At 60.4% G+C, this 17,877-nt stretch carries 13 protein-coding genes and 2 pseudogenes; 8 read left to right on the top strand and 7 right to left on the bottom strand.

Going from position 1 to position 17,877, the window contains the following annotated elements:
• Positions 1–16: 16 nt before the first annotated feature.
• The 3 genes from RHM62_RS13355 to RHM62_RS13345 form a co-directional block, all read right to left on the bottom strand.
• Positions 17–400, bottom strand: a complete 384-nt coding sequence (locus RHM62_RS13355) for a flagellar protein FlaG (protein WP_322122574.1) — start codon at positions 398–400, stop codon at positions 17–19.
• Positions 401–500: 100 nt separating this feature from the next.
• A complete protein-coding gene (locus RHM62_RS13350; RefSeq protein WP_322122573.1) occupies positions 501–1,991 on the bottom strand; it encodes a flagellin in 1,491 nt (496 codons plus the stop codon).
• A gap of 635 nt (positions 1,992–2,626) precedes the next feature.
• Positions 2,627–3,355 (bottom strand): hypothetical protein, encoded by a 729-nt coding sequence (locus RHM62_RS13345; protein ID WP_322122572.1) that lies wholly within the window; start codon positions 3,353–3,355, stop codon positions 2,627–2,629.
• 243 nt (positions 3,356–3,598) lie between these two features.
• Here RHM62_RS13345 and RHM62_RS13340 point away from each other — a divergent pair.
• The 3 genes and pseudogenes from RHM62_RS13340 to RHM62_RS19070 all read left to right on the top strand — a co-directional run.
• Positions 3,599–3,937: pseudogene (locus RHM62_RS13340) on the top strand (GntP family permease); the annotation flags it as partial.
• A gap of 433 nt (positions 3,938–4,370) precedes the next feature.
• Positions 4,371–5,774, top strand: a pseudogene (locus RHM62_RS19075) (MHYT domain-containing protein); the annotation flags it as partial.
• Positions 5,775–5,921: 147 nt separating this feature from the next.
• Positions 5,922–6,740 (top strand): ATP-binding protein, encoded by an 819-nt coding sequence (locus RHM62_RS19070; protein ID WP_416172331.1) that lies wholly within the window; start codon positions 5,922–5,924, stop codon positions 6,738–6,740.
• A 24-nt stretch (positions 6,741–6,764) separates the two neighbouring features.
• Here the strand turns inward: RHM62_RS19070 and RHM62_RS13330 are convergent, their stop codons facing one another.
• Positions 6,765–7,406, bottom strand: coding sequence for a glutathione S-transferase family protein (locus tag RHM62_RS13330; protein ID WP_322122570.1), 642 nt, complete (start codon positions 7,404–7,406; stop codon positions 6,765–6,767).
• Positions 7,407–7,590: 184 nt separating this feature from the next.
• On the opposite strand from RHM62_RS13330, the gene RHM62_RS13325 reads away from it, so the two are divergent.
• Complete coding sequence (locus RHM62_RS13325) at positions 7,591–7,941, top strand: YnfA family protein (protein ID WP_322122569.1); 351 nt, start codon at positions 7,591–7,593, stop codon at positions 7,939–7,941.
• Between the two features lie 97 nt (positions 7,942–8,038).
• Here RHM62_RS13325 and RHM62_RS13320 read toward each other — a convergent pair whose 3' ends face one another.
• Positions 8,039–9,100 carry a hypothetical protein gene (locus RHM62_RS13320; RefSeq protein WP_322122568.1) on the bottom strand — a complete coding sequence of 354 codons (1,062 nt, stop codon included), beginning with the start codon at positions 9,098–9,100 and terminating at the stop codon, positions 8,039–8,041.
• 195 nt (positions 9,101–9,295) lie between these two features.
• On the opposite strand from RHM62_RS13320, the gene RHM62_RS13315 reads away from it, so the two are divergent.
• The 3 genes from RHM62_RS13315 to RHM62_RS13305 all read left to right on the top strand — a co-directional run bounded on the left by RHM62_RS13315 (position 9,296) and on the right by RHM62_RS13305 (position 12,826).
• Entirely contained in the window at positions 9,296–9,958 is a 663-nt protein-coding gene (locus tag RHM62_RS13315) for a response regulator (RefSeq protein ID WP_322122567.1), read from the top strand.
• A complete protein-coding gene (locus RHM62_RS13310; protein WP_322122566.1) occupies positions 9,955–11,310 on the top strand; it encodes an ATP-binding protein in 1,356 nt (451 codons plus the stop codon). Before RHM62_RS13315 ends, RHM62_RS13310 begins: the two co-directional genes overlap by 4 nt.
• Positions 11,311–11,377: 67 nt before the next feature.
• Positions 11,378–12,826 (top strand): Do family serine endopeptidase, encoded by a 1,449-nt coding sequence (locus RHM62_RS13305; RefSeq protein WP_322122565.1) that lies wholly within the window; start codon positions 11,378–11,380, stop codon positions 12,824–12,826.
• 3 nt (positions 12,827–12,829) lie between these two features.
• Here the strand turns inward: RHM62_RS13305 and RHM62_RS13300 are convergent, their stop codons facing one another.
• The gene (locus RHM62_RS13300; protein ID WP_322122564.1) at positions 12,830–13,762 is read right to left on the bottom strand and encodes an EamA family transporter; all 933 of its coding nucleotides are present in this window, start codon (positions 13,760–13,762) and stop codon (positions 12,830–12,832) included.
• Positions 13,763–14,232: 470 nt separating this feature from the next.
• Here RHM62_RS13300 and RHM62_RS13295 point away from each other — a divergent pair, with 470 nt between their 5' ends.
• Complete coding sequence (locus tag RHM62_RS13295) at positions 14,233–15,519, top strand: O-acetylhomoserine aminocarboxypropyltransferase/cysteine synthase family protein (protein ID WP_322122563.1); 1,287 nt, start codon at positions 14,233–14,235, stop codon at positions 15,517–15,519.
• 65 nt (positions 15,520–15,584) lie between these two features.
• On the opposite strand, the gene RHM62_RS13290 is transcribed toward RHM62_RS13295, so the two are convergent.
• Positions 15,585–17,804, bottom strand: coding sequence for a malate synthase G (locus RHM62_RS13290; protein WP_322122562.1), 2,220 nt, complete (start codon positions 17,802–17,804; stop codon positions 15,585–15,587).
• Positions 17,805–17,877 lie beyond the last annotated feature (73 nt).

Genomic DNA, 17,877 nt, shown 5'->3' with positions numbered 1-17,877 from the left:
GTGCCCTCGTCCGAGGTTATGCCTTGTCTTTGATCAGCAGGCCTTGCAGCTTGCCGATGTCTTTGGATATCTCGACGGCTTGCGCTGTCGGGATTTGCCGGATCACCTTGCCGCTGGTGGTATCGACGATTTTGACCAGTGTCTGGCCGGTGTCTTTGTCCTGGCTGAATTCGATGCCGTTCAGCGTCTCTTTCAGGTATTTATTGACTTCCTTGATCGATTGTTCGACCTCAATGTCGCTAGGCGGCACCGGTTTGACAGTGGTAGTTGCCGTCACATTGATGCCATTGTCTGCCACAACGGGGGCAGATACGGCGGGTGATCTCGGCGCTGCCAGACGGGTTTGATCAACACTGACTGGCGCTGCTGGTCGTGCGCTCGATAGTCCGGTGATGTCCATTTTTTTCCCCTTCTCAGTTAGAAGACGGAAAGCGGTTTCCCGGTTTCCGTCCTGATAGTGCGGTCCCTAAGGACCGCTACTTTTACCGTCTCTCAGTGGCTTAACGCAGCAACGAGAGTACACCGTTCGGCAGCGAATTGGCCTGGGCCAGCATGGCCGTACCAGCTTGTTGCAGAATCTGGCCGCGGGTCAGCTTGGCGGTTTCCGAAGCGAAGTCGGTATCCTGAATCCGGCTACGGGAAGCTGACAAGTTTTCCGACGTGGTTTGCAGGCTCGAAACAACCGAAGCAAACCGGTTTTGCACAGCACCGAGTGAAGCGCGTGATGAGCTGATTGATGCAAGGGCCGAATCGATGGTCGCCAGTGCCGATTGCGCGCCCGCTGCTGTATCGAGGTTCAGGGACGAAATGCCGGCACCTGCTGTTGCGGTTGCAGCTGTAAAGCCAATCGTTTGACCAGCCTTTGCTGCGGCGGTTGCGGAAAGTGCCGACACAGTAATACCTGCAGAACTCGATGAGCTTAGCGAAACTGTTGAGCCCGTGGTTACAGTAGTCGCTCCCCCGCTGCCCAAACCTGTTGCTACTGCAGCTGCATTAGCGGTTGTTGTAAGAGTAACGTTTCGTCCGTCGGTTGCCTTTAGTGCAACTGCGCCAGTCGCTGTATCGAATGTTGCTGTTACTCCGGTCTGCGATGATTTCGAATTCACTGCCGCAGCAACTTGACCACCACGCTCTGCGATCGACCCTGCAGCTGCGATCGGCCCCAGATTAACTCCGTTAAGCGTAATGTCATTATCGGCAATAGCTGTGGCAAAGCCTGCAGCTGTGACTGTAGTGCCGGTAGTCGTCGTTGCGCCGACCGATGCGGTAACACCACTTGCGCCACTGATCGCATTGATTGCCGCTGCGATTGCTATGCCACTCGAAGTACCGGAAGTGAATGAAACACCATCGGTCGCTGAAGCGCCTACCGAGAAACCGTTCAACGCCAGTTCACCTTGCGTAAGCGCCGCGCTGTTTGACACTGCGCCGGATGCGGTGGGTGTTGTCGAGTAGCTTGAGCTTGAGCCGACACCCAGGCTGCTAGCTTTTGCGCTGGAAATTGATGCAATTGAAATACGGTCGTTGGCGGTACCGTTCGCGCCGATTTGAAACGATTGGGACGTGAACGAACCATCGAGCAGTTTGTTGCCGTTGAACGAGGAGTTGGACGCGACCCGGTCGATTTCAGCAATCAGTGACTTGGATTCGTTATTGATCGAAGCACGATCCGATGCCGAGTTCGAACCGTTGGCTGACTGGACAGCCAGTTCACGAATACGCTGCAAGTTGTTACCGATCTGTGCCAGGTCGCCCTCAGCGGTTTGCGCCAGCGAGATGCCATCGTTCGCGTTGCGGCCAGCTTGATCGGAACCATTGATCTGCGAAGTCAGACGCTCGGAAATTGCCAGGCCGGCGGCGTCGTCTTTTGCGGAGTTGATCCGCAGACCGGACGACAAGCGTTGCAGCGAAGTAGCCAGACCGGATTGCGAGGTGGTCAGGTTACGTTGAGCGTTCAATGATGCAAGGTTGGTATTGATGAATGAGGCCATGGTAGTGCTCCTGAGTTAAGGGGTCGATGACTGCTGGCTATTTGAAGGCCCGGTCAACTTTGGTTTCCCCTCTGTGGGAGGGATGCAAACCGCTGTTGTAATCTTTATCGGTAGGTGCTCCAAAAAGTTTAATGTAGGCAACGATAAAAATGCTGCTCGCCCGGTAACGCCCTTTTTTTCTGTTCGCCCCTTCGGCTGGATTCGTCAAAACTTTAATATAATTTTTACCACTGGCACGGCGCACATTTTTTTAAAAAAAACTGTATCAAATCAATTGCTTGAAAGTTGTTCTGTGGTTCTTTGCAGATTTATCGAAAATTATTTCGTTTTTTTCGATGGGCGTAGTTTATTTGACCTGCAGGGCGTTTAAAACGAGGTTGAAGGGGGTTTCGGTCGCTCTGCTCTGGTCTTTGAGGCGTTGGGGCAGGCTATTTTGTCGAGTCGCGTAGGGTGCAATAACCGAAGGGCATTGCACCGAATGGACTGGTTGCTATCGCCAAGGCTAGCTAGCACATGCCCTACTCCGTGGAGCCTTCCGGTGCAATGCCCTGCGGTTATTGCACCCTACGGGCTGCTTCCTCGATGTGTTCTGCGGCTTCGATACCCGGTAATCGGGAGGCATCAACCACCGATATTTACTTCCCCAGCAACCCCAACGTCCGCTTCCAATCCTCGTCCCACTCCCGCAAAAAATCATGCGTCCCGAACGCCCGCTTCAGCTGGGCCATCGGCACCCGGTACACATCGTTCAAGCCCAGCGCCAGCGTGACCGGATTCCACACTGCGTTCTTCTTTGATTTTTTCGTGCTGGCCTTGACCCGCGCGCCCTCGTCGCCAAATATCCCGCCGGCGCCATCCAGCGCCTGCTCCAGATTGATCTTCAGCAGACTGGCAAACGCAATCAGCACTTGATCCTTGCAGATGCCGGCTTGCGATTCCTGTGCGCCAGCGGAGGCGACCGGTTCCGGTGGCGGCAGCAGCGCGGCAGCGGCGGCGCGTTCGAGCTTGCCGGCCAGTCGCTCCAGGTCCTTCTTCAGAAAGCGCAGTTCATGCAGTTCACGCCGCAGTCCCGGTGGCGGCAACTGCGCGACGATGCGGTAGACGTCTTTGGTGATGGTGATCAGCACATCGTCGCTGCCGGCGGCGAGGCGGCGGGTGTCGTCTTCAAAAAAGATCGGTGCCGGGTAGCCGCCGTTGGCGTCGCCGAACAGCGCCGGCAGGCTGGCGTCGTAGTCGAGCCAGACGTACGGAATCAGGCCATTTTCAAGCAGGCGCGGCAAGTCCCAGGGAGTGCCGGTTTGCTGTGCCATCCAGTGACTGGCCTGCGTGGTGCTTGCCCGGAACGGGAGTTCGGTGATGGTCATTCATGTCCTTTGTTGCGAGAGCTCGCTTGCAGGTGGTCCACATGCCGGTCCGCAAGACTTCATCGGGAGCCGATTATCGTGCAGGCTTGCGCATGGGGGCAAGGAGTGTCACGGACCGGCTCTGCGCTTATCCGGTTTTTCCTGGTCAATCTGCGGTGTGGTCTGGCGGCCCGTGACGCTCCGTTCCGTTCGCCTTACCCGGATTTTTTGATCGTATTGTCTCCGTTGCTTTTGCTCATGTTCGCCGTCGTGTTCGGCAAGGTTATTGGGCTGTCGGGTTTTTCAACATCCATTGTCACCGCCGTCATTGCTCTGGTCGGCCGTCAGCGCACCATCCTGTCGATCGTGATGGTTTGCGCGTTGCTGGCTTATGGCGACGTGTCATTGTTCGTCGTCGTGGTAGCCGTCTATTCGTTTGCTGCCGGGATGGTCCGTCAGGGCGATATCCCGAAACGGCTGATACCGGCCACCATCATCGCACTGAGGGCGTTCACGTTCACGATGGCCACGCCGCCCGGTACGCCGCAAATCCAGAACATCATTCCAACCACCTTCTTCAAGACGACCACGCGGGCTGCGCCATGACTGGGGCTGATCGGGATGGTGTTCATGGTCACGGTGGTGATTACCACTTCGGCAGTCTTCGTGGTGATCGGCGCGTATTACCTGTTCGGAATCGTCTGATATTGCAGGTGCTGGACAGCGACTGAGCGGCTTGCTCCCGCAATGGCTGGAGTTGTGATTGCCAGGGCAGGGTTGTCGTCCGGGAAACGCCTTGATAAGTCGCGCGTTGCGGTGCCCGCAGTCGATAAAAAATGCTACAAAAAGTGGCAGCAAGCTTGCTGCTACTGTTCGGAATGCTCATGGTGTGCGCGTCACCGCATGCCTGATTTTCCGATGATGCTATTTCGTCCCTGCGTTGAACGATGATCTTGCGTGCCATCCCTTGTTGTCACCTTTTTCGGTTGCGCCGGATCGGGAATCACTGTCGTTTCCGTCATCGCGTGACGCTGCCATGAACTTCCTGTCCTTCTTCACGATCGACGTGACCGACCTGCCGCTGTTGCTGTACGGCGTCTACGATCCCTGGCGCATCGGGCTGTCGTGGATGATTGCCGTGTTCACGTCGACGATGGCGTTGCAGATTGCCGGCATCGGCCGCCTGTCGCACCGGCCGCTGCAGCGCCAGGTTGCCATTTTTTCGGGGGCGCTGGCGTTGGGCGGCGGTATCTGGGCCATGCATTTTATTGGCATGCTGGCGTTCCGGCTGTGCGTGCCGGTCAGCTACGATGTCCGGCTCACGCTGCTGTCGGTACTGCCAAGCCTTGCGGCGTCGTGGGTCGCGCTGCAATTGCTCGTGCAGCGCACGCTCCACGGGTCGCAATTGATCGCCGGCGGCGTCCTTGTTGGCACCGGCATCGGCACGATGCATTACAGCGGCATGGCGGCGATGCAGATGGCACCACTGCTGCGCTACGATCCGTGGTGGTTCGGAGCGTCAATCCTGATCGCGGTGCTGCTGGCGATGATCGCGTTATGGGTGCGTTTTGGCCTGCAAAACGCGACCGGCCTGCGCAACTGGCACAACCTGCTGATCAGCGGCACGGTGATGGGTATGGCCATAGCCGGCATGCATACGTTGGGGATGTTCGCGGCGCGCTTTATTGGCGTTGCCGTCTCGGATGAACCCTTGCTGGCTGCATCGGCGGGTTTCATTTCGGTGGCGGTCACATTGGGTACGGTCACGCTGACGCTCATTGTCCTGATCGCCAACGGACTACTGCGCTACCGCCAGCTATTCCACAACACCCTGCGCGACCGCGAGCGCCAGTACCGGTCGTTCATGACCAACCTGCCGGGTGCGGCATTCCGTCGTCAGGTGGGTGGCAGCATGCTGTTCGTCAGCGATGGGATCGAAACACTGAGCGGCTGGCCGGTCGCGACATTTTTCGCGGGCCAGCATGACTTGCTGGAGCTGGTGCATCCGGATGATCAGCCGGACGTGATCTCGGCCTGGCGTGAGGCTATTGCCAACGCCGGACGGTACACAATCGAGTACCGGATGATGCAGCGTAACGGCAGCTTCCTGCAGGTGTGGGAAAGCGGCAGTGTCCTGCATGCCGATGAAAGCGACGACATCTGGGTCGATGGCGTGATTTTTGACATCAGCCAGCGGCACCGGATCAAGGAAGAGCTGCGCGCCGCAAAGACCGTCGCCGAGCAAGCCAATGCGGCCAAGAGCGTGTTCCTGTCGACAATGAGTCACGAGATCCGCACGCCGATGAACGGCATCATCGGCATGACGTCGCTGTTGATCGACACGCGGCTCGATGCCCGGCAACGCGAGTTCGCCAGGATCATCGAGACATCAGCCGATTCGCTGCTCAACGTGATCAATGACATTCTCGATTTTTCCCGCATCGAAGCGGGCAAGCTGACCGTCGAATCAATGGCGTTTGCGCTGCCCGCCACCGTGACCGGATGCATCGAGGTGCTCGCCACCAAGGCGAGTGACAAAGGCCTGGTGCTGACCTGCACGATCGATCCGGCGTTGCCGGTGCGGGTCATGGGGGATGCAGGCAGGCTGCGCCAGATCCTGCTGAACTTGCTGGGCAATGCGATCAAATTCACGGCCACTGGGACGGTTACCCTGTGCGTCAGGCCGGTGTTGTCGGGTGGCGTGCAGACAGGGATCCGTTTTGCCGTGCGCGATAGCGGGATCGGCATCGACAAAAAAAATGCCGCCGATCTGTTCATTCCGTTTCACCAGATCGATGGCTCGATCACGCGCAAATATGGCGGCACCGGTCTGGGTCTGTCGATCACGAAACGGCTGGTCGTCCTGATGGGCGGATCGATTGGCTTCGAGAGCATTCCCGGTCAGGGCTCGACGTTCTGGACGGAGCTGCCGCTCGACACCGCGCCCGACTTGCCGCGTTCGGCGCAGCCGCTGCAGACGCCCGCGCCTGTCGTGCAGTGTCGTCCCGGCGAACGGGTGCTGGTGGTCGAGGATAATCCGATCAACCAGGCCGTGGCGACGCGGCAGTTGGCGCGGCTCGGATACGCCACGCACATCGCGTGCCACGGCAAGGAAGCATTGTCGATGCTGGCGCTGCATCGTTACGCCGTTGTTCTGATGGATTGCCAGATGCCGGTGATGGATGGTTTTGAGGCGACGCGCCTGATCCGTGCCGGCGAGCAGGCGAGTGCGCACCGGATGACGATTGTGGCGATGACCGCCAATGCGATGCAGGGTGACCGCGAGCGCTGCCTGGCGGTCGGGATGGATGACTACCTGTCCAAGCCCATCCTCTTCGAAGAACTCAAGCAGATCATGGCCCGGTGCATTGCCGGGCGCGACGACAGCACCGGTGAGGGCCGTTAATCCGGTGTCAGCGAGCCGGACCGGTCAGGTCAGCATCGGTACCATGCCCGGATCGCCCCGGTGCATTGCCCGCTGGTAGGCCGCGCGTGCGCCTATCCGTTGCAGGTAGGCGAGGATGCGCGGGTAGGGTGACAAGGTGTAGGGCAGGAAGATGCGCATCGTGGTCAGCGAAAACACCAGCATGATATCGGCCGCGCTGAACGCACTGCCGGCAAGATAGTCGTTGCTACCGAGGCGGATTTCGACGAGATCAAGCACGCGTCCGAGCCGGCCATTTTGCGCAGCCAAAACCGGGTTGTCGGTCGCCAGGTCCAGTTTGCGCAGCAACATCGAGCGCCCCATGTTTGGTTGCAGGTTACCGTTGGCGAAGTTTAGCCAGTACAGGTAATCGGCAAATGCCGGATCGGTCGGCGCTAGTGCGAGGCCTTGGTTGTCATGCCGCGCCAGCAGGTATTGCATGATGGCTCCCGATTCGGCCAGCACCAGCTCGCCTTCGGTGATCACCGGCGCGGCACCGAGCGGATGGAGTCGGGCCAGTTCCGGCGGTGCCAGCATGGTGACGGTATCGCGCTGGTAATGCTGGAGTTGGTAGGGCAGGCCGAGTTCTTCGCAGAGCCAGATGATGCGCTCCGATTGGGATTTGCCGAGGTGGTGGATCGTTAGCATGGCGTGACTCGCAGGTTATGATGCATGATCGCGGGGCGGTGCGACCGGGTTGGTGCCGGCAGACAGGTCGCTCAGTGTACGGTAAGCGGTTTTCATTGGCCTGACCGTGGTCTGGCGATGCCGCTTGAGTCCGCTTGATCCAGCCTGTTGTCCCGTCAACGGGTGCTTACTTTTTCAGGACGCCATGCTGCCCTTCTTCAACATCGTGGCGCTGTTCGCCGTTACCGCCGTGGCCGAAATCGTCGGCTGCTATTTGCCGTGGCTGGTCGTCAGGCAAGACCGCACGGCTTGGCTACTGGTGCCGGCCGCGATGTCGCTGGCGCTATTTGCCTGGCTGCTAACCTGGCATCCGGCAGCCGCAGGACGCACTTATGCCGCCTACGGCGGCATGTATATCGCCGTGGCGTTGCTCTGGCTGCGCTTCGTCGATGGCGTTGCGCTCACGCGCTGGGATATCGCCGGCGCAGCGATTGCGCTGCTCGGCATGGCTGTCATCGCGCTGCAGCCGCAGCTTCCGACCCCACCTCTAGCTTGACAGGACTACCTCAGGCTCCAGTGAGTCAGCGCCGCGCCCGGTCCATATGCCCGGGAAGTGCGGATTACATCTAAGCATAGTCACCCGGCACCAGTGCCTAACTCCGGTCGTTCGGCTTGCCATCTTCGCGATTTTTGTGTTCTTTTTTGTCGTAGTCCCGCTTCGGCACCGGTGCGGCCTGCGTCGGATGATCATCCGGGCGGGCACGCGGGACATGTTTCTCGATAGCTTGCGGCACCGGCGGAGCCACTGATTGCGGTAGCGCCGGCGTGCGGACTTGCATCACCGGTGGCGGCATCTGCACGGGCGACTGGAACGGATTGGGCTGGCGGACGGCGGCAGGAGGCATCGCCGGAACCAGTGGCAGCGGTCGGGTCGGGGCTGGCATTGCCGCTACCAGATGTGCTTGGGGGGCAACGGTCGTATTGACGGCCTGGCCGTTGGCCGTTGCACTGGCGGGAGCGACGATGATGTTGCTGATGTTGGTCACATTCCTGACATTGGTGACGCTGTTATTGACGCTGTTGTTGACATTATTGACGTTCGTCGTGTTGGTATGGATACGCATGCCTTCATTGATGACCGCGGGTGCATTGATGACGACAGCCGGGGCAGTGCCCAGTGGTGCCGGCACGATCAGGCCGATGCGCGAACCCGGTGGCGGCGGCACAAAGATGCCTTGCGGACCGATCGGTCGCGGACCGGCAATGACGCCGCGGCCGATCACGGCCATATCGATAAAAAGAGTGGGAGCTGGCTGTACGAACGTCACGCCCGGCGCGGCCCAGAAGCCATTGATAAAGATAACGGAGCCGCCCCGGTTTTCGTAGTACGGATTGATCCAGCCGTAGCCCGGTTGCGGTGGCGCAGCCCAGCGTCCGTGGGCCCAGACCCAGTTGCCTTGCCAGACCCAGTAACCACCGGTCCAGATTGCCTCGGGGTTGGGCTGAAAGGGGATGATGTCAACTCGCATCGGCGGCGGTGCCCATAGCACCCTGACCGGCGGAGGCTGATAGAGCGGCGGATCAAGGTAGACGGTGCTAACTTGCTGCGGCAGCGGCACCTGGTAGATGACTTGTGGCGGCTGTCGGCTCACGTAGGTCGGTGCGGTCGCGCATCCGGTTAGCAATACGGCGATGGCAAACAAGAGGGTTTTCAAGGGACGCTTTCGATAGGGACAGTGACTGTCGATTGGCAGGGGGCGGGTAACTAACGTGCACGATCGAGAACTTGAATACAAGTAACGCTACTATCGCGTAACTAAATGTTGTTACGGGTGCCAGCGCACGCAGCCAGACACGACGTGGGGGCTAAAATTTAGCGGGTTATGGATCCATTCACCGGGAATGATTAAGTGCGCCTGCTCTATATCGAAGACGATGCGATGCTGCGCGATAGTGTCGCGCAAGGATTGCAACACGAGGGCCATACGGTCGATGTCGTTGCAGACGGCAATAGCGGACTGCTGGCCCTGACCACGCATTCTTACGATTTGCTGTTGCTTGACCTCGGGTTGCCGCGCGTTAATGGTAGTACCGTGCTGGCGACGCTGCGCCAGCGTGGCGACTCCATCCCGGTGTTGATCCTGACTGCGCGTGATGCGATCGCCGACCGGGTGCGCGGATTGAATGCCGGCGCCGACGATTACCTGGTCAAGCCGTTTGACCTGCAGGAACTGGCTGCCCGGGTGCAGGCGCTGCTGCGCCGGCGCGCCGGGCGCACCGATGCCCTGGTGCGCCATGGCAGTCTGGTACTCAATACGACGACCCACGCTGTAACGCTGGATGAAGCCTGCATTGCGCTGTCGGCGCGGGAATTCGCGGTCCTGCACGCGTTACTGGAACGTCCCGGTGCAGTCCTGTCGGTGTCGCAGCTGGAAGAAAAAATCTATGGCTGGGGCGATGAAGTCGGCAGTAATACGGTCGAGGTCTACATCCACGCGCTGCGCAAGAAACTCGGTGCCGGAATGATCCGCAATGTCCGCGGTGTCGGTTACATGATGGCGACGTTGCCATGACAGCCGGACGTACTTCAATACGACGCACCATGCTGGTATGGCTGGCCGCCGGGCTGATTGTGGCGATGTCATTGACGGCACTGCTGCTGTACCGGCAGGCGCGCGACGAAGCCAATCATCTGTTCGACTTCCAGATGCAGCAAGTTGCCAGCGCGCTGCCCAGCCGTTTTCTGTCGCTGCCGGAGCCGGGCACGGGGGCTGTATTCGACAGCGTGCCGGCGGTGGTCATCCAGATCTGGGATCCGACAGGCGTGCGGCTCTATTTTTCCCATGACTACACCGATCTGCCGCAGCTGGCAGTGCTCGGCTTCGCGAACATCGAGACCCGCGGCGAAGTATGGCGGGTCTATAGCGCGCAGCAGGGGCCAACCGTGGTGCAGATCGCGCAACCACTGCGCGTACGCAGCGACATGGCCGCGCGTTCGGCACTCAACACCATTGCGCCGTTGCTGCTGCTGGTGCCATTTCTCGGCTGCCTGATCTGGCTTGCTGTCCGTCGTGGATTGGCGCCGATAAGGGGCGTCGTGGCACAGTTGGCCTCACGCGATGCAGGGCAACTGGCGCCGGTCTCCGATGCCGGCCTGCCCGATGAAATACGGCCGCTGACCGATGCCGTCAACGACTTGCTGGCACGGCTGGCGCGGGCTGCCGCCATCCAGCAGATTTTTGTGGACGATGCGGCCCATGAATTGCGTACGCCTCTGACCGCGCTGACGTTGCAGCTCGATTTGGCACGGCGCGCGACCGACCAGCCATCGCGCGAAGCGGCTTTTGCGGCGCTGCGCGCCGGGCTGGATCGTGCCAGCCGGCTGGTCCATCAATTGCTGACGTTGGCGCGCCAGGAACCCGAGGCCGTTGCGCCCAGACTGTCGGTGGTTGATCTGGCCGCAGTCGCACGCGATGCCGTTGCCGACCTCGCGCCGCGTGCCAGCCAGCGGGGTATTGATCTCGGTGTCGCCGACGCGTTACCCAGCCGGGTTGCCGGCGATGCCGATGCCTTGTACATCCTGCTCAACAATATCCTGATCAATGCCCTGGGCGCGACACCGGACGGCGGTTGTATTGATGTCGTGGTCCGGCAGGACGGCAAGCACGCCGTGCTCACCGTACAGGACAGCGGACCCGGTATCGGCTCGGCGGACCTGCCACGCGTGTTCGATCGCTTTTATCGTGGTGCGGATGCACCCGTTGGCGGTAGCGGTCTGGGTCTGGCGATCGTCCGGCGTATTGCCGACATGTACGGCGCCCGTGTCGTACTGGCCAACAATCCGGTTACCGGCGGTTTGCTGGTGCGTATCGAGATGGCACTGTGCAGGCCGGACAGCGACAGCGTGATACCTCCCGGGGTTTAAGTCTCAATTAAGTTGCGCGTTCTACGATGCTTCATCGATGTAACGATCAACCTTGATGGAGAACCTGATGAAACCCAAAAACATTGTCCGTACTGCGATCGCTAGTGGCGTGTTTGCCGCGCTAGTGAGCGCCTATGCCGGTTTCGGAATCGGCCATTCCGATCCGGCGCACGCTACTACGGCAGCCGTATCGGTGGCGGTGCCCGTAATGCCCGGCCCTGTCACCAATTTTTCCGGCATCGTGGATCGCTACGGACCGGCTGTGGTCAATATCAGCGTCACCGGAAGCGGCCACCAGGTGGCACTGGCAGACCAGTCAGACGACGGGCAAGCACCTGACCTGAGTCAGTTTTTTCGGGGTTTTCAAGCTCCCCGGAGTGCTGAGACAGAGCCGGTTCATGCGCTTGGCTCAGGCTTCATCATCAATGCCAGCGGTCTCATCCTGACCAACGCCCACGTTGTCGAGGGTGCGCGGGAAGTCGTCGTCAAGCTGACGGATCGTCGTGAATTCAAGGCCAAGGTGTTAGGAGCAGACCGCTTGAGTGACGTCGCGGTACTGCAGATCGACGCGACCGATCTGCCGGTCGTGAAATTCGGTAATCCGTCGGCCACGCGGGTCGGCGATCCGGTGCTTGCCATCGGTTCTCCCTATGGTTTCGAAAATACGGCAACCTCCGGCATCATCAGCGCCAAGGCGCGCTCGTTGCCGGACGGCAGCTATGTGCCGTTCCTGCAAACAGACGTGGCACTCAACCCCGGTAATTCGGGCGGTCCGCTGTTCAATCTGCAAGGTGAAGTGATCGGCATGAATTCGCAAATTTACAGCCGTACCGGTGGCTATCAGGGCTTGTCGTTTGCCATTCCGATTGATGTCGCCAGCAATGTCGAGCGGCAGCTGGCTACTACAGGCAAGGTCAGCCGCGGTCATCTCGGAATCGCCGTGCAGGAATTGAATCCGGCGCTGGTCGAATCCTTCGGCCTGAAATCGGTTCACGGCGCGCTGGTCAGCTCGGTTGACAAAAAGGGTCCGGCCGGGCGGGCAGGGCTGCAGTCGGGCGATGTGATCACCCGGGTCGACGATCATGACGTCAATTATTCGAGTGACTTGCCGGTGCAGATTGCGCTGATGAAGCCCGGCACCGCCGCCAAGCTCGCGGTACTGCGCAAGGGACAGTCGCTGTCGGTCGACGTGACGATAGGGGCGATGAACGACAAGCAAGTAGCGATGACGCAGGAGGCCGCGCCGTCCAGCGGCAAGCTCGGTGTGATGGTCAGGGAACTGGCCGGAGATGCGCAGCGTCAGGCCGGTGTTGCGTCCGGCGTGCTGGTCGAGCAGGTCAGCGGCGCGGCCGCCAGAGCCGGCATCGAACCGGGCGATGTGATCGTGGCGGTTAATGGTGCGGCGGTGACGAGCGGCGAGCAGTTGCAACAGATGGTCGCCAAATCCGGCAAGAAGATGGCTTTGCTGGTGCAGCGTGACGATGTCCGCATCTTCGTGCCGGTCGACCTTGGCTAGCCGTCAGGCCCGGAACAGCGCCGGGATTTTTCTGGAGAGGCGCTCACCGAACAGCACGCAGACTAGCGCGGCGACGATCAGGACAATCCCGCTCCACTGCCAGCGGGTGATGACTTCGTCGAGCACGATCATGCCGGTTGCCAGTCCGACGATAGGTACGCCGAGGCTGAACGGCGCGACCCGGTTGACCGGGTGGCGTGTGAGCAGGCCGGTCCACAAGGTGTAGCCGAGGATGGTGCCGATCCAGCCGAGGTAGGCGGCGGACATCCAGCTGCTCGATGGCGCATTGAGCCATTGCCAGTGCTGCGATGGCGGGTCGAAGAGGATCGATAGCGCAATGAAGGGCAGGATAGGCATCAGGCTGGTCCAGACCATAAATGCCACCACGTCGAAATGCGCGGTGCTTCGCTGGGCCTTGCGCACGACGATATTGGAGCCGGCCCACATGGCCGCGGCGGCGAGGCACAGCACGAATCCCAGCGGCGTGCTGGCGGCGGCCGTGGCGCTATCGGGTAGCAGGTAGTTCATCGCGAAACAGCCCAGCCCCAGTGCGGCCAGCAGCAGGCCGACGCGCAGCGAGCGACCGATGCTTTCATTGAGCAGGATGAACCCGAACAGGGCGGTGAAGAACACCTGCGTCTGCAGCAGCACCGAGGCGAGTGCCGCAGTCATGCCGACATTGAGCGCCACGAACAGCAAGCCGAACTGGCCGACGCCTTGCAGCAGACCATACGAGACCAGCCATTTCCAGTGCATGCGCGGCGGCTTGATGAACAGCAGCAGCGGCAGCGTGGCAAAGACGTAGCGCAGCGCGCCGAGCTGGAAGGGCGTGAAACCGCGCAGCGCGAATTTCATGGCGACAAAGTTGGTGCCCCAGATCAGGATGATGCAGAGCGCCGCAGTGAGGTCGCGGGCGCCAAAACGGGTGTGGGTCATGGAGTATGGAAGTGAAGGTTCCCGCCGTGGCGGTACCTTGTGGAGGGCACCAGGGTTTGTGCATCGGTGCGAGGTGCGGAAAAATTCACCGCAATTTTGCCGGTGCCAGCATAGCCGATAACTGCGTCAGCGGGTCTACGGTTTCTTCTCCGGCCTGCTTGTTAGTCTGCTTGTTGATCTGCTTTTTTGTGGCCTGTTGCGACTGCCTGAAATTAAGGCAGTACCGCGCAGGCCATGTGCAATGCCGTTCGCGAACGCTGCGCAGTAGTTGTCCCCACAGTTGTCCACAATTTTGGTGTACAACTTTTTACTGTTTGCTGGCGATGAACATTCCCGCGCGGGAGCCCGTTTTGCCAGCTCAAGGTGTCTTCGGGTTGGGCTGGATGGAAGATGTGCGGATCACGTACCATGATTGCAGCCGGCCGCATTGCCTGCTATCCCGATACTCCCCGAACTTTGTCAGGAACGTCATGAAACTCGAAACCCTCGCCGTCCACGCCGGCTACAGTCCGGACCCCACCACCAAATCGGCTGCTGTGCCGATCTATCAGACGGTCGCCTATGCCTTCGATAATGCCCAGCACGGGGCCGACCTGTTCGACCTGAAAGTGCCGGGCAATATCTACACCCGCATCATGAATCCGACCCAGGACGTGCTCGAAAAACGCGTCGCGGCGCTCGAAGGCGGCATCGCTGCGCTGGCGGTCGCCTCCGGCATGGCGGCGATCACGTATGCAATCCAGACCATCACCGAAGCCGGCGATAACTTCATTTCGGCCAGCCAGCTGTATGGCGGTACGTACAATCTGTTTGCCCACACACTGCCGCAGATGGGCATCGAGGTGCGTTTTGCCGATGCGCGCCAGCCGGACACTTTTGCGGCGCTGATCGACGATCGCACGAAGGCGATTTTTTGCGAGTCGATCGGCAATCCGCTGGGCAACGTGACTGACTTTGCCCGCCTCGCCGAGATCGCCCACGCACACGGGATTCCGCTGATCGTCGACAACACGGTGCCGAGTCCTTACCTGTGCCGGCCGATAGAGCATGGTGCCGACATCGTCGTGCATTCGCTGACCAAGTATCTGGGTGGCCATGGCACCAGTGTCGGTGGCGCGATTGTCGATAGCGGCACGTTTCCGTGGGCGCAGCACAAGGTGCGTTTCAAGCGGCTCAATGAACCGGACGTGTCGTATCACGGCGTGGTCTACACCGAAGCGCTGGGCGCAGCTGCCTTCATCGGACGCGCGCGGGTCGTGCCACTGCGAAACATGGGCGCGGCGATCTCACCGATGAATGCATTCCTGATCCTGCAAGGCATCGAAACGCTGGCCTTGCGGATGGACCGGATTTGCGACAACGCGCTGGCCATCGCCAGACATCTGAAGCAGCATCCGAAAGTGGCGTGGGTCAATTACGCCGGACTGGAAGATCATCCGGATCACGCGCTGACCGTCAAGTACATGAACGGCCGGGCTTCCGGCATCTTGTCATTCGGCTTGCGCAGTGCCGACCAGGGTGCGCCGCGCGAGGCGGGTGCCCGCGTGCTTGATGCCTTGCAGCTGTTCACGCGCCTGGTCAATATCGGTGATGCCAAATCGCTGGCCACGCATCCGGCCTCGACCACGCACCGGCAGCTGGATCCGGCCGAGTTGCAGAAGGCCGGCGTGTCCGAAGACATGCTGCGCCTGTCGGTCGGGATCGAGCATATCGATGACTTGCTGGCGGATCTGGATCAGGCGCTGGCGGCTTCTTGAGCGGGCTTCTGCCATAAAAAAACGCCGCGAATTTCGCGGCGTTTTTTATGGAGCGCAGTGGCAAATTACTTCGCGGCTGCCTTGGCCTTGACCTTCAGACGCCAGGCGTGCAGCAGCGGTTCGGTGTAGCCGCTTGGCTGCTCGAGACCTTTCATGACCAGATCGCGGGCTGCGCAGTAGGCATCCGATTGCTCGAAGGCCGGTGCCATCGGCTGGTACAGCGCATCGCCGGCGTTCTGGCCATCGACGACTTTTGCCATCCGTTGCAGGGTTTCCTGTACCTGGGCGGCGCTGACGATACCGTGTAGTAGCCAGTTGGCGATGTGCTGGCTGGAGATGCGCAAGGTGGCGCGGTCTTCCATCAGGCCGATGTTGTGGATGTCGGGCACTTTCGAGCAACCGACGCCCTGGTCGATCCAGCGCACCACATAGCCGAGGATGCCCTGGGCGTTGTTGTCGAGTTCCTGCTGGATCTCGCTGGCAGACCAGCTTGGCTTGGCCACGACCGGGATTTGCAGCAAGTCATTGAGCAGGCGATCGGTCTCGGCGTTGGCGTCGATTTTTTCCAGTTCCTTCTGGATTGCTGTCACGTTGACCTGGTGATAATGCAGCGCATGCAGCGTCGCGGCGGTCGGCGATGGCACCCAGGCGGTGTTGGCACCGGCTTTCGGATGACCGATTTTTTGTTCCATCATCGCGGCCATCAGGTCCGGCATGGCCCACATACCTTTGCCGATCTGGGCGCGACCGCGCAAACCGCAGGACAGGCCAACCAGCACATTGCTGCGCTCGTAGGCGATCAGCCAGGGGCTGGTTTTCATGTCGCCTTTGCGCATCATCGGACCTGCCTGCATCGCGGTGTGCATCTCGTCGCCGGTGCGATCCAGAAAGCCCGTGTTGATGAAGGCCACGCGGGCACCGGCTTCGTTGATGCAGGCTTTCAGGTTGACGCTGGTGCGACGCTCTTCATCCATGATGCCGAGCTTGACCGTGTTGGCCGGCAGGCCCAGCAGGGTTTCGACGCGACCGAACAGTTCGCTGGCGAAAGCAACCTCGGCAGGACCATGCATCTTCGGCTTGACGATGTAGACCGAACCGGTGCGCGAGTTGCCGATCTTCTGGCCGGCCTGGCGCCGCAGGTCGTGCAGGGCGATGGTGACGGTGACGACGGCGTCCAGAATACCTTCCGGGATTTCCTGGTTGTTGCCGAACAGGATGGCCGGGTTGGTCATCAGGTGGCCGACATTGCGCAGGAACAGCAGCGAGCGGCCGTGCAGCGTGACCACACCACCGGCGGTGCCGGCGGCCGTGTATTCGCGATCGGGATTGAGGCTACGGGTGAAGGTCTTGCCGTTGCGGGTGATTTCTTCGACCAGCGTGCCCTTGAGCAAACCGAGCCAGTTGTCATAGGCCAGCACCTTGTCGTCTGCATCAACGACGGCGACTGAATCTTCCAGATCCAGGATGGTCGACAAGGCCGACTCGATCACCAGATCATTGACGCCGGCTGGATCTTCCTTGCCGATGCCCTTGCTGTTATCGATCTGGATGTCGATGTGCAAGCCATTGTTCTTCAGCAGTACTGAGGACGGCGTTGCCGCTGCACCCTGGTAGCCGGCGAACTGGCTGACATCGGCCAGGCCGGTGACGCTGCCATCGCTCAGTGTGACGGCGAGCTGGCCGTCGTCGACGCGATAGCCGGTCGAATCCTTGTGCGAACCCTTGGCCAGTGGCGCGGCGCTATCAAGAAAGTTGCGGGCGAAGGCAATGACCTTGGCACCACGGATCGGGTTGTAGCCCTGGCCGGAGGCGCCGACCTTGGTTGCACCGTCGGTTTCCGGCAAGGCATCGGTGCCGTACAGCGCGTCGTACAAGGAACCCCAGCGCGCGTTGGCGGCGTTGAGTGCGTAGCGGGCATTGAGCACCGGCACGACCAGTTGCGGGCCGGCTTGCAGGGCGAGTTCGGCATCGACATTGGCGGTGGTGATGGTGACATCGGCCGGGCGCGGCACCAGATAGCCGAGGGCGGTCAGCTCGGCGCGGTAGGCAGTCATGTCGCTGATCGGGCCCGGATGGGCGTGGTGCCACTGGTCCAGCGCAGTTTGCAGGCGATCGCGTTCTGCCAGCAGGGCGGCATTTTTTGGCGCGAGATCATGGACCAGTGCGTCGAAACCTTGCCAGAAACTGGCGCTGTCGACGCCGGTGCCCGGCAAAACCTTGTCTTCGATAAAGCGATATAGAACGGTGGCGACTTGTAGCTGATGGCAGGCGGTACGTGCAGTCATGGTAGGAAACCTCACAGGTTGGCAAAATTAAAAAATCATTTGAAAAGCGGGCAGGCGCGCTGTTGCGCTGCCT

Origin of the sequence: Actimicrobium sp. CCC2.4, assembly GCF_034347385.1 — a bacterium.
GTDB lineage: Bacteria > Pseudomonadota > Gammaproteobacteria > Burkholderiales > Burkholderiaceae_D > Actimicrobium.
This window is presented reverse-complemented; position numbering and strand designations above follow the sequence as displayed.

Bases quoted from the DNA above. Each gene is read 5' to 3' on its own strand.
- RHM62_RS13355 (WP_322122574.1), bottom strand. From the start codon at position 400: ATGGACATCACCGGACTATCGAGCGCACGACCAGCAGCGCCAGTCAGT.
- RHM62_RS13350 (WP_322122573.1), bottom strand. From the start codon at position 1,991: ATGGCCTCATTCATCAATACCAACCTTGCATCATTGAACGCTCAACGT.
- RHM62_RS13345 (WP_322122572.1), bottom strand. From the start codon at position 3,355: ATGACCATCACCGAACTCCCGTTCCGGGCAAGCACCACGCAGGCCAGT.
- RHM62_RS19070 (WP_416172331.1), top strand. From the start codon at position 5,922: ATGGGGGATGCAGGCAGGCTGCGCCAGATCCTGCTGAACTTGCTGGGC.
- RHM62_RS13330 (WP_322122570.1), bottom strand. From the start codon at position 7,406: ATGCTAACGATCCACCACCTCGGCAAATCCCAATCGGAGCGCATCATC.
- RHM62_RS13325 (WP_322122569.1), top strand. From the start codon at position 7,591: ATGCTGCCCTTCTTCAACATCGTGGCGCTGTTCGCCGTTACCGCCGTG.
- RHM62_RS13310 (WP_322122566.1), top strand. From the start codon at position 9,955: ATGACAGCCGGACGTACTTCAATACGACGCACCATGCTGGTATGGCTG.
- RHM62_RS13305 (WP_322122565.1), top strand. From the start codon at position 11,378: ATGAAACCCAAAAACATTGTCCGTACTGCGATCGCTAGTGGCGTGTTT.
- RHM62_RS13300 (WP_322122564.1), bottom strand. From the start codon at position 13,762: ATGACCCACACCCGTTTTGGCGCCCGCGACCTCACTGCGGCGCTCTGC.
- RHM62_RS13295 (WP_322122563.1), top strand. From the start codon at position 14,233: ATGAAACTCGAAACCCTCGCCGTCCACGCCGGCTACAGTCCGGACCCC.
- RHM62_RS13290 (WP_322122562.1), bottom strand. From the start codon at position 17,804: ATGACTGCACGTACCGCCTGCCATCAGCTACAAGTCGCCACCGTTCTA.